An 11,186-nucleotide genomic window follows, 5' to 3' on the forward strand; every position below is an offset into this window, starting at 1 on the left:
CTCGACGGCTCTGTCCGTCCGTTCCTTGCCGTTCCTTGCCGTTCCTGCGGTGCCCCGCGATGCCTCGGCTACTTCCGCCCCTGCGGCAGGAGCGCCACCCCGGCCGGGGTGAGCGGCACCTGGCGCGCCACCGACGCGGGCTGGGCCGGCCTGGTCTGCGCCGGGGCGACCGTCGGGGCCGGGGCGGCCTTCGTGCCCGCCGCAGCGGGTGCGGCCGGTGCAGCGGGAGCGGCGGGTGTGCCGGCGGAGGTCAGCGTGAGGGTGACCCCGCTCTGCAGCAGTTTCGGCGACAGCCAGCCGGAGAGCTCGCCCGCGTAGGCGGTGCCGGCGGCCGTCGAGCCGAGGCCCAGCAGGCCCGGCTGGACCGTGCCGTTCGGCATGGTGACCGGGACCTGCACCCCGGACGGGGCCTGCACGGTGACGGTGCCGCCCACGCGGTAGGCCGTGACCTTGCCGGCGGACACCGCCGCCTGCCAGGCCGAGCGCTGCTGGAGCTCGGCTCCGATCGCGGACTCACGCAGGTTGACGAGGGGGGCGTTGGCCGCCATCAGCTGGCCGTAGGTGGCGAACAGGGTGTCCAGCACCGGGTAGAGGATGCGGTCCTCGGCGAGGTTGGACTGGTGGGCGTAGTGCGGATCGGGGTTGTCGCCGAGGATGTGCCCCATGTCGATCCGGGCCTCCAGCGGCACGATGTAGCCGCTGTAGCCCGTCGTCTCGTCCAGCGGGGCGGGCAGACAGGTGGTCGTCGCCGGGTTGGCGGTGCAGGTGCCGCTGCCGCCCTGGGCGGTGGAGGTGTAGAGCCAGTTGTACTCGTCCACCTCGTCGGCGACCTTGCCGGCGTTGTAGTACACGTTCATCGGGAAGCGCGGAACGGTGAGCGCGTTGCCCACGGCCCGCTGGTCGGGCTCGCGGGAGTGGTCGCTGCCCGTCCACTTCACGCCCTCGGCGTTCAGCGCCGGGGCCAGGTTGGGGTTGTCGACGGGCTGCTGCGGCAGCGTCTTCAGCCCCGAGTGCTCTCCGGTGACCAGCTCGGTCCGGTCGACGGAGAGGCCGTGCTGGGTGGCCCAGGCGACGTTCTGGCTGATCGCGCTCTCGATGGTCTGCTCGTCGACCCACGAGACGTTCCCGCTCGCGTCCGTGGTGCAGGACCACGGGACCGTCGCGGTGTTCTGCACGCAGCCCAGGAACGGGTGGTCGTAGGTGTGGTTGACCCAGCGGAACGAGGACTTGTCCTGCAGCAGCGCGTCGGTCAGCGGGTCGTCGACCTTGCCGTTCTGCGTCGCGTCGTCACTGCCGCCGCCGTTGAAGAGGAAGTCGAAGGTGAAGTTGTGCGCCTGCTCCCACTGCACCGCGTAGCTGACGTCGGCCGGGGTCATCCGGATCTCGGAGGCGGCCGGGGTGCCCTGGCAGGCGGAGGCGGCGTCGCCGGGCGTGCACTTCGCCGTGGAGCTCCACCGGTCGTCGGGGAGGAGCACGTCGTCGACGTTCATGGAGAAGTAGTCGCGGTCGAAGCCGAGGTGGATGCCCTGGGTCATCCAGTCGACGATCCCGCGGGCCAGCAGCCGGTACTGCTGCTGGTACTGGTTGTAGTCGAAGGTGAGCACCAGCTCGGAGATCCCGCCGTGGTCGTACTCGCCCGCGAGCACGCCCTGGGCGCCCCCGCCGTTCGGGATCGGCATGGTCACCAGCGGCGTGAACGAGGCGCCGGACGCCTGCGTGGCCAGCGGCGTGGCCAGGTAGCCGTAGCTCTCCGTCACGTTCGGGTCGTTGTCCTCGAAGGGGACGCCGCCCTTGAGGTAGTCGAAGGACCCGCCGAGGCCCGCTGCCGTGACGCTGCCCTGCATGCCGTCGAGCGCCCCGATGAAGCCGGGGTTCGCGGCCCAGTTGAGGCCGACGGCGGGCTGGGCGTAGGTGTAGGCGTCGACCTGGCGGACGCCGAACTGCGCCTCGTAGCCCTGCAGCGCCGCCATCTCGGCCGAACCGGCCGGGAACGGCGCGTTGTTGGGCAGCACGACCGCCTGGTACCGCCCCTCCGCCCGGCCGGAGCCGTCGGTGCCGCTGAGGAACGCGGCGTTGATCACCGGGCGGTTCGCGTCGGTCAGGCTCACCCGCGTGTAGGGCGTGCCGGTGAGATCGAGCTCGTTGACGATCGCGGCCACGGACGGGCCTCCGTCGTCGACCACGAGCACCTTGAGGTCGATGCGCTGCGTGCCGCTCGCCGCCTGCGCCCCGGCCGCCGGCGTCATGCACGCCAGCAGCCCCGCCGCGACGAACGCGGCGGCCCATCGGGTCCTGCGACCCATGTCGTCCCCTCCCGGGCGCGCGCAGGACTGACCGCGCGCGCCGAAGAATCAGAAAAGAAATCGGAAGACGAGGAATCCGAAGGAGTCCCCGAAAGCCCCCACAGGGCAGCTCGATCAGCTGCGGGACCAGGCTAGGAGCGGGGTCTGCCGGGAGGGGGCGCTCACTGATTTCTCCACTCCTGGGCGTGAGATTCGGGACGCGAGTTTGATTCGGGTCACCCGATCCGGTGAGCGGTGCCGCTGACGGTGTCAGTGCTTCGCCCTAGGCTGCGGGCATGGCGACACCTCTCGAGCTCTCCAGTGACCAGGCCCGCCGGATCGCCCTGCGCGCGCAGGGGTTCCTCGGTGCGCCGGACCGCCGCGGCGGGGTGCGCGCGATGCTGCGCAGGCTCGGCTCGGTGCAGTTGGACACCATCTCCGTGCTGGCCCGGTCGCACGAGCTGATCCCCTACGCCCGGCTCGGCGCGGTCGGGCGCGACGCGGTCGAGGCGGCCTACTGGAGCGGCAACCGCTCGTTCGAGTACTGGTCCCATGCCGCCTGCGTGCTGCCGATCGAGGAGTGGCCGCTCTTCGCCTTCCGGCGCCGCGCCTTCCTGAGCCGTGGCCACCGCTGGCACCGCATGGAGGACGCCGAGCGGTCCTGCGCCGAGATCATCGCCAAGCTGCGGGGGGAGGGGCCGCTCACCACCAAGGAGTTGGGCGGCGCCAAGCGGGGCGGCGAGTGGTGGGACTGGTCGGAGTCCAAGATCGCCGTCGAGTGGCTGCTCGACACGGGCGTCGTGGTCTGCGCGGAGCGCCGCGGCTGGCGTCGCGTCTACGCGCTGGCGGAGCAGGCCGTCCCGGCCGGGCTCCTGGAGTCGGAGCCCGCCGACGACGCCTGCCTGCGGCAGTTGGTGTTCCAGTCCGGCCAGGCCCTCGGGGTCGCCACCGAGAAGGACTTGGCCGACTACCACCGGCTGCGGGTCGAGCAGGTCACCGCCGCCCTGCCCGGCTCGGGTCTGACGCCGGTCCGCGTCGCCGGTTGGGAGCGGAACGGCTCGTCCGGGCAGCCGGCGCGGGCCTGGGCGGATCCGGCCGCCCTCGCCGCCGAGCCGCGCGGGCGCCACCGCACCACGCTGCTCTCCCCGTTCGACTCACTGATCTGGGACCGCGCCCGCACCGAGCGGATCTTCGGCTTCACCCACCGCCTGGAGGCCTACACGCCCAAGGACAAGCGCGTGCACGGCTACTTCACCATGCCGCTGCTCGCCGGCGGCCGGCTGGTCGGCCGGGTCGATCCGGCCCGCGAGGGCACGACGCTGGTGGCCCGTCAGGTCTCGCTCACCACGGCCAAGGCCGTCCCCGCTCTCGCCGAGGCGCTGCGCGAGGCCGCGCAGTGGGTCGGCTGCTCGTCCGTGCGCGTCGAACAGCTCCACGACGAGACGCTGCGCGCCCCGCTGGAGAAGCTGCTGGCTGCCTGAGCCGAGCGGATCAGCCTATTTCGAGGATCTTCTCCCGCATCGCGTAGACCACGGCCTCCATGCGGGAGTGGAGCTGCAGCTTCTCCAGGATGTTGCGGACGTGGTTCTTCACGGTGTTCTCGCTGATGAAGAGCTGCTTGGCGATGTCCCGGTTGTTCAGCCCGGTGGCCACCAGCTTGAGCACCTCCATCTCACGGTCCGTCAGCCGGGGTGCGGGCAGCAGCTCCTGCTGGTCGGTCCGCTTCTGGATCATCGATTTGAACTCCGTCAGCAGCTTGGCCGCCATGGAGGGGCTGATCTGCGACTGGCCGTCCGCCACCGCGCGGATCGCCGTGGCCACCTCGTCCGTGGAGATCTCCTTGAGCAGGTAGCCGGTGGCCCCCGCCTTGATCGCCTCGTAGAGGTCGGCCTCCTCGTCGCTGATCGTCAACATGATGATCTTCGTGCTGGGCGCGACCTCCTTGATGGCCGTGCACGCCTCGATGCCGCCGCGGCGCGGCATCCGCACGTCCATCAAGATGATGTCGGGCAGCAGGTCGGCCGCCTTCTCCACAGCCTCGGCGCCGTCTCCGGCCTCGCCGACGACCGCGATGTCCTCCTCCTGGGCCAGGACGATCTCCAGTCCGCGCCGGAACAGCGCGTGGTCGTCCACGACCAGTACCCGGATCGGCTCCACCATCCGGTCCCTCCCCCTCCGTGGGCGGCTTTCAGCGACATGATTCCACGCATTGTGGTGATCGTGATCACGCGCCCGAAGAGGGTTCCCCCGGAAGTGTGCCGGAGGAACCCTCTGTCATGCAGTATTGCCGGTCCTACTCGTGCCGGTGCGCCGTCAGGCGGGCCGTCACTCCTCGACCTTCAGGTGGATCACACCGTAGTCGTAGGCGTGGCGCCGGTAGACCACACTCGGCTGCAGACTGTCGGAGTCCACGAACAGGTAGAAGTCGTGGCCGACCAACTCCATCTCGTACAGCGCCTGGTCCAGCGCCATCGGTGCGGCGGGGTGGGTCTTCTCGCGGACCACCAACGGCCCGTCACCCTCCACCGCCACGGATCCCTGCATCGTCCTCTTGGGCGGGCTCAGCTCCTCGGGCGTCGCCTGCCCCGGCGTGTCCGACAGCGCGGCGGTCGCCTGGGCGACGCTCATCGGCGCCCGGGGCCCCTTGCTGATCCGCCGTCGGTCCGCGGCCTTGCGCAACTGCGCGTCCAACTTCGCGGACGCGAGGTCGAGCGCGGAGTACGGGTCGGAGGAGCTCGCCTCCGCCCTGATCACCGGGCCACGGCTGCGGAGCGTGATCTCCACCTGGTCGGCGTGGTCGGACTGGCGCGGGTTGTGTTCCTTCGAGAGCTCCACGTCGACGCTGATCACCTTGCCGTCGAGCTTGTTGATCCGCTCGAGCTTCTCGGCGACGTGCCTGCGGAACCGCTCCGGAACCTCGGTCTTGCGACCCTTGACGACGATGTCCACGCAGAACTCCGATCCTTCGCGCTTCATGCCCGCGGACCCAGAGGTCCGCAGGGCCCGTCGAGTACGCAGCCCCACCCGCTCGGGGGGTCGGGCGGAACCGCCCCTCTGTCCCCTTCATCCCCAGTCGGAACGGTGGGAACCCCATGGAACAACGGTTCCCTGGAATTCGCCTGCCCGACACGGGACTGAAGTCCCCGAGTCAGGGAGCCATACGTCCTGCCGTCCAAATTCGCCGCGCGCGCGGTCGTTGTACAGCCCCCGCGCGGTGGCTGCCCCCGTTCGGATGAACATCACGTGAATGGCCCTCGTCATCGGGGTGGTCGGGGCACTCTTGGCACTCCTTCCGTGTGTATCTCCGACCGTATCTCTGATCGCGTGAGGAGGCTCCGTGGAACAGTCACCGATTCGCGCCCTCGACGCTGTGCTCGACCTGCTCCTGCCCACCGACTGCGTGGGCTGCGGCAGCCCGCACGCGCAGCTCTGCGCGCCCTGCCGCGTCCAGCTGGAACAGCCAGACCCGAGCCGCGCCAGGCCCGGCCACCCACCGGCCGGCCTGCCCGAGGTCTACGCCGCCCTGCCGTACGGCGGAGCCGTCAGGCAGGCGCTGCTGGCCCACAAGGAACGCGGCGCGATGCGGCTCGCCGCACCGCTCGGCCGCGCGCTCGCACGGGCCGTCCACACGGCGGTCCCCCTGACACCCGCGCCCCACCGGCAAGGCGCGCGCCCCCTGCTGCTGGTGCCGATGCCGTCCACGGCTTCCGCGACCCGCGCCCGCGGCCACGACCCGACCACGCGCCTCGCCCGCGCCGCCACGGCGTCGCTGCGCTCCCGCGGCGTCCCCGCCCGCGTCGTGCCCGCGCTGCGCCACGCCCGCGCCGTCGCCGACCAGGCCGGCCTCGACGCGCCCGCGCGCCGCCGCAACCTCGCCGGCGCGCTCCGGATCACCCGCGGCGCCGACGCCCTCCTCCACACCGGCCACGTCGTGGTCGTCGACGACCTCGTCACCACCGGAGCAAGCCTCGCCGAGGCGGCCCGCGCCCTCTCAGACGCCGGAATCGACGTCCTGGCCGCGGCGGTCGTCGCGGCGGCATGACCTCACCGGGCCGGAGCCGCCCACGCACGGCGGCTCCGACCCGGCTCCCGGCCCAGCTCCCGGCTGTCAGCCGGGGAAGCGCACCCCGCTGCCCTTGCTCGTCGACGTGGACGTGGTGATCGGCAGCCAGCGGAACGCCGTCAACTGCGAGAAGAAGACCTCGTTCTCCTCGTCGGCGTTCTTCGCCGTGGCGAGGAGCCACAGCTGCGGGTCTCCGGGCAGGGTCGTCACGTCGGTGACCCCGCTCAGCGTCTGGATCGTCCCCAGCGAGGACGGGCTCCCGTCCATCTCGACCGGGATGACGCTGGTGGTCCCGGTCTGCTGACCCACGACCACCAGACCGTCACCGTCCTGCCAGGACAGCGACGAGATCGAGGTGATGCCCGTCGCGGTCTGCCGCAACTGCTCCACGGTCAGCGACGGCACCTGGTGCGTGGCGTCGGCCGCCGGGCTGTGCCGCACCCGGCCGATCTCGACCGTCGTGTCGCCGCCGTTCTTCACCAGCAGCGCAATCCGCGCACCGTCGGGCGCCACCCGGACCTGCTCGATCGTCGCCCCCGCCGGAAGGCCCTGAACGTCGACCGGCACGGACGTGCCGCTGGTCACCGCGCGCAGCGTCGTCCCGTCGGGCTCGGTGTCGACCGCCCACAGCGTGTCGGTCCCGTCCCAGCTGGGCGAGGAGAGCGCGCCCGGCGTGACACTGCGCAGCGCCGGCGTCGTGGGCGCGGTCGTGGCGTGGAGACTGCTCACGTACAGCGCCCGGCCGTCGGCCGAGACGGACGCCACGTTGCCCTCCGGGTCCGGGGAGACCGCGAACGCGCCGATCGTGGTGCCCGCCGGAACCAGCTTGCCCGGCACGTCCTCCACCGCGGCAGAGGTGGAGCCCACCGCCGGCGTGACGCTCTGCAGATGGTGGTCCTCGCCGAGGAAGTACGCCGTCGTCGCGCCCACGCGCACGGGGTTGTAGCCGCCCTCCGAAGACGTGGCGCAGACGGCCGGGCCCTTCTTGTCACGGTAGAGAGCCACCGAGGTCGGCGGGGTGGCCGTGGCCTGGATGTTCGTGGTGCCCTGCGTGAGTGTGGCGTAGAGCTGCGCCGCCATCATCTGGCAGGCGCCCGGACTCCAGTCCGCGTCCGCCCCCAGCGAGAGGTACGCCTTGGCCTGGGGAGCGCTGGCGTCCAGCTCGATCCTGGCGTTCGACGAGTCCGCCGGGAAGCCCGAGGTGACGACGGGCTGCAACCAGGTGCTCGGTCCGTTGACCAGCTGCTGCGCCGCCAACTGCAGCGGGTTGTCGACGCGGTCGCGGATGTAGACCGGGTCGGCCACCAGCGGGCTCACGCCGGCGGTCGTGTGGCCGGCCGCCGCGGGGAAGAACAGGTTGACCGACTGGTATATCCGCTGGAAGTCACGGCTGCTGGTGAGCACGGTCGCGGGCGGGTCGACGATCCGCCACTGGCCCTTGTCGTTCATCTTGAAGTGGTAGTCGACGTTGACCGTCGTGCCGGGGGCAGCGGCCGTGTACGAGCCGTGCGTGTCCAGCGAGGCGACCTCGGTACCGCTGGCGGTGATCGTGAAGCTCTTCGGATCGGAGCCCGACTGCGTCTGGTGCAGCGCCGGGGTCGTGTCCAGCACGTCCACCGCGCCCGAGGGCTGCCAGTTCGGATCGCTGAGATAGAGCCGCGCGGTCCGGTAGTCCGACTGGTCACTGCCCAGCGCGTCCAGGAAGCCGTAGAGCAGCTGGTTCGGCGCCTCCTGGTCGGCCGGCGGCACCGGGATCAGCTCCACCCGGGTGTTCTGCGTGTTGCCCGAGGCCGTCGGGCCGAGGGCGGCCGGACCGCTGCTCGGCATCGTGGCGCAACCGGCCAGGCCGAGCACGGCACCCGACAGCGCCACAACCCGGACCGCACGGCGCCGCGACCGCTCAGACCTCTTCACGCGTTCCCTCTCCCTCGTGCGACCCGTCCGCCTGCTGCCGCTCCCGCGGCACCCTCGGCTCCCTGGGCTCGTCCGCACGCACCTCTTCCGTTCGCACCTCTTCCGTGCGGGTCGTCACCGTGCCGGGCACGACGACCTGGGCGCCGCCGGGAGCGAAACCCGCCCTGAGACCGGAGACAGTGCCCAGATCAGCGGGATTGCTGGCCGGTGTGGCACGCGTCGGACCGGGCAGCGCCGGGATGACCGAACCGTAGCCGAGCACACCGCCGAGCCCGGGACCCAGGCTCGGCTGGGCCTGGCCCGGCTCCAGCTCACCAGCGGCCGGCAGCGCCGTCGCACCGGCGGGCCTCATCCGGCGATACGGACTGCCGGAGATGTCCAGGCCGAGGTTGCCGCGCGAGTCCTCCGGCTCCAGCGGGATCGGGGACCGGGTGATCTCCGTGCCCGCGCTACGCGGAATCGTGAGGCGGAACTGCGAGCCGCCGCCCGGCTCGCCCCAGGCGTGCAGCCAGCCCCCGTGCAGGGCCGCGTCCTCCAGGGCGATCGACAGGCCGAGGCCGGTCCCTCCCGTCGTACGGGCGCGGGCCGGGTCGGCGCGCCAGAAGCGGTTGAAGACACGCGCCGCCTCACCGGGCTTGAGCCCGATGCCGTGGTCGCGCACCGCGACCGCCACCGCGCCGTCCCGGGTGGCCATGAGGACCTCGATGTCCCGGCCTTCACCGTGCTCCAGCGCGTTGACCACGAGATTGCGCAGGATGCGCTCGATCCGCCGCGGGTCGCACTCGGCCACGACCGGCTCGTCGCCGCCGACGATCCGCACCGCGCTGCCCTTGCGCTCGGCCAGGGGACCGGCGCCGTCGATCACGCGACCGACGACCTCACGCAGGTCGGTGGGCTCCGAGTCGAGGATCGCGGCCCCGGCGTCGAAGCGGCTGATCTCCAGCAGGTCCGCCAGCAGCGACTCGAAGCGGTCCAGCTGGTTCTGCAGCAGCTCGGCCGAGCGCACCGCCATCGGGTCGCCGAAGTCCTCGCGGGCCTCGTAGAGCAGATCGGCAGCCATACGGACCGTCGTCAGCGGTGTGCGCAGCTCGTGCGAGACGTCCGAGACGAAGCGGCGCTGGACCCGCGAAAGCTCCTCCAGCTGGCGGATCTGCGCCTGCAGGGCCCCGGCCATGCGGTTGAACGATTCGCCGAGGCGGGTGATGTCGTCCGTGCCGGAGACCTTCATCCGCTCCTCGAGCCGGCCGGAGGCCAACTGCTCGGAGATCTCCGCCGCCATCCGCAGCGGAGTCACCACCTGCCGCACCACCAGCCAGGAGATCGCGCCCAGCAGGATCACCACGAACACCCCGGCGGTCGCCAGCGTGCCGGTGACCAGGTTCAGCGTGCTGGTCTCCTGGTTGAACGGGAAGACGTAGTAGAGCTGGTAGGAGCCGTTGACGGCCGCCGCGCCGTACTGGCCGTTCCCCTCGTTCGGCAGCGATATCTGCTCGCCGATGACCACGCCCGGCTGGCTCTGGGTCCCGTTCTGGAACGTGACGGTGGTGTACGCGCTCTCCGGGTTGCCCGGGTTCGCCGCCACCCGCTGCTGCAGATCCCCCGGAATCGTCGCCGTCGGATCCACCCCACCCGAGGCGGGCATGGCCCGGGACGTCGCGTTCGAGGAGTCGCCGCTCGTCGGCAGGCCGACCACGTAGTAGGACCCGGCGCCGCTCGTGGCCAGCGTCTGGACCTGCTCGTTCATGACCTCGCCGACGTCCGGAAGCGACTCCGAACCCGTGCCGACCCCGGTCTGCGAGGACGCGCTGCCGCCCGCCTTGTGGGCGTACCCGCTCAGGCTCCCCGCAGCGGTCTTGGCCGCCGCGAACCCGCTCTCGGCCTGCGTCTGGGCCGACTGCATCTTCGTCTGGAGCAGCCCGTTGCGGACCTGGTTCATCACGACGACGCCCAGCAGCAGCACCACACCGAGCGAGAGCACGAGCGTCATCGCCACGACGCGCAGCTGGATGGAACGCCGGTACAACCCGACGGCACGCCGGGCCGGTCTCCGCAGCTGCCGCCACAGGGCGCTGAACAGAGACTGCTGGGTGGTCGACCGCCCGCCGTCCGTCTGGGGCAGGGCGGCGGGGGCCTGACCGCTCATCTCAGTTCGGACCCGCCTTGTAGCCGACACCGCGGACCGTCACGACGATCTCGGGGCGCTCCGGGTCCCGCTCGATCTTGGAGCGAAGCCGCTGCACGTGGACGTTGACCAGGCGGGTGTCGGCGGCGTGCCGGTAACCCCACACCTGCTCCAGCAGCACCTCACGCGTGAAGACCTGCCACGGCTTGCGGGCCAGGGCGACCAGGAGGTCGAACTCCAGCGGGGTCAGCGGAATGCTGCGGCCGTCACGCTTCACGGAGTGGCCGGCGACGTCGATCACCAGGTCGCCGATGGTCAGCTGCTCCGGGCTCGGCTCCTCAGCACGGCGCAGGCGCGCGCGCACACGGGCCACGAGCTCCTTCGGCTTGAACGGCTTGGTCATGTAGTCATCCGCACCGGACTCCAGGCCCACCACCACGTCGACCGTGTCGGTCTTGGCGGTCAGCATGACGATCGGCACGCCGGACTCGGCACGGATCTGCCGGCAGACGTCGATCCCGTCCCTGCCGGGCAGCATCAGGTCCAGGAGCACGAGGTCAGGCTTGACCTCGCGGAAGACCGCAAGAGCCTTGTCGCCGTCCGCGACGAAGCTCGGCTCGAACCCCTCTCCACGCAGCACGATGCCAAGCATCTCGGCCAGAGCAGTGTCGTCATCGACGATCAGGACGCGTCCCTTCATGGTGTCCATGGTCTCAGATCCGAAACGTGACCTGGGGCACAGTTGGCGAGACTTCCGCCACAACCTGCCGGAAACGCAGTAGAGCCCCTCCGGCACAAGGCCGGA

The 11,186-nt window shown here is 71.3% G+C and carries 8 protein-coding genes; 2 read left to right on the forward strand and 6 right to left on the reverse strand.

Features of this window, described 5'->3' with window-relative positions; all coding sequences use genetic code 11:
- Positions 1–68: 68 nt before the first annotated feature.
- On the reverse strand, positions 69–2,303 hold the full coding sequence (locus tag TR50_RS37210) for a hypothetical protein (protein WP_063775227.1): 2,235 nt from the start codon (positions 2,301–2,303) through the stop codon (positions 69–71).
- Positions 2,304–2,578: 275 nt separating this feature from the next.
- Here TR50_RS37210 and TR50_RS37215 point away from each other — a divergent pair, with 275 nt between their 5' ends.
- A complete protein-coding gene (locus TR50_RS37215) occupies positions 2,579–3,763 on the forward strand; it encodes a winged helix-turn-helix domain-containing protein (protein ID WP_042432992.1) in 1,185 nt (394 codons plus the stop codon).
- A 10-nt stretch (positions 3,764–3,773) separates the two neighbouring features.
- On the opposite strand, the gene TR50_RS37220 is transcribed toward TR50_RS37215, so the two are convergent.
- Positions 3,774–4,442 (reverse strand): response regulator, encoded by a 669-nt coding sequence (locus TR50_RS37220; RefSeq protein WP_042389936.1) that lies wholly within the window; start codon positions 4,440–4,442, stop codon positions 3,774–3,776.
- 165 nt (positions 4,443–4,607) lie between these two features.
- Complete coding sequence (hpf, locus tag TR50_RS37225) at positions 4,608–5,231, reverse strand: ribosome hibernation-promoting factor, HPF/YfiA family (RefSeq protein WP_042432995.1); 624 nt, start codon at positions 5,229–5,231, stop codon at positions 4,608–4,610.
- Positions 5,232–5,619: 388 nt separating this feature from the next.
- On the opposite strand from hpf, the gene TR50_RS37230 reads away from it, so the two are divergent.
- Positions 5,620–6,324 carry a ComF family protein gene (locus tag TR50_RS37230; protein WP_236654751.1) on the forward strand — a complete coding sequence of 235 codons (705 nt, stop codon included), beginning with the start codon at positions 5,620–5,622 and terminating at the stop codon, positions 6,322–6,324.
- A gap of 66 nt (positions 6,325–6,390) precedes the next feature.
- Here TR50_RS37230 and TR50_RS37235 read toward each other — a convergent pair whose 3' ends face one another.
- From TR50_RS37235 to mtrA, 3 genes are read right to left on the reverse strand one after another with little or no spacing between them, the layout of a single operon-like run.
- Positions 6,391–8,259, reverse strand: a complete 1,869-nt coding sequence (locus tag TR50_RS37235; protein WP_152648843.1) for an LpqB family beta-propeller domain-containing protein — start codon at positions 8,257–8,259, stop codon at positions 6,391–6,393.
- Positions 8,246–10,402, reverse strand: a complete 2,157-nt coding sequence (mtrB, locus tag TR50_RS37240) for an MtrAB system histidine kinase MtrB (protein ID WP_052441774.1) — start codon at positions 10,400–10,402, stop codon at positions 8,246–8,248. Before mtrB ends, TR50_RS37235 begins: the two co-directional genes overlap by 14 nt.
- 1 nt (position 10,403) lies before the next feature.
- Complete coding sequence (mtrA, locus tag TR50_RS37245; protein ID WP_042389953.1) at positions 10,404–11,081, reverse strand: MtrAB system response regulator MtrA; 678 nt, start codon at positions 11,079–11,081, stop codon at positions 10,404–10,406.
- Between the last annotated feature and the right edge of the window lie 105 nt (positions 11,082–11,186).

Source organism: Streptacidiphilus anmyonensis, from assembly GCF_000787855.1.
Taxonomy (GTDB): Bacteria; Actinomycetota; Actinomycetes; order Streptomycetales; family Streptomycetaceae; genus Streptacidiphilus; species Streptacidiphilus anmyonensis.

Excerpts from the sequence above, each read along its gene's own strand:
- mtrB (WP_052441774.1), bottom strand. The coding sequence starts at position 10,402 with ATGAGCGGTCAGGCCCCCGCCGCCCTGCCCCAGACGGACGGCGGGCGG.
- mtrA (WP_042389953.1), bottom strand. The coding sequence starts at position 11,081 with ATGAAGGGACGCGTCCTGATCGTCGATGACGACACTGCTCTGGCCGAG.
- TR50_RS37220 (WP_042389936.1), bottom strand. The coding sequence starts at position 4,442 with ATGGTGGAGCCGATCCGGGTACTGGTCGTGGACGACCACGCGCTGTTC.
- TR50_RS37210 (WP_063775227.1), bottom strand. The coding sequence starts at position 2,303 with ATGGGTCGCAGGACCCGATGGGCCGCCGCGTTCGTCGCGGCGGGGCTG.
- TR50_RS37215 (WP_042432992.1), top strand. The coding sequence starts at position 2,579 with ATGGCGACACCTCTCGAGCTCTCCAGTGACCAGGCCCGCCGGATCGCC.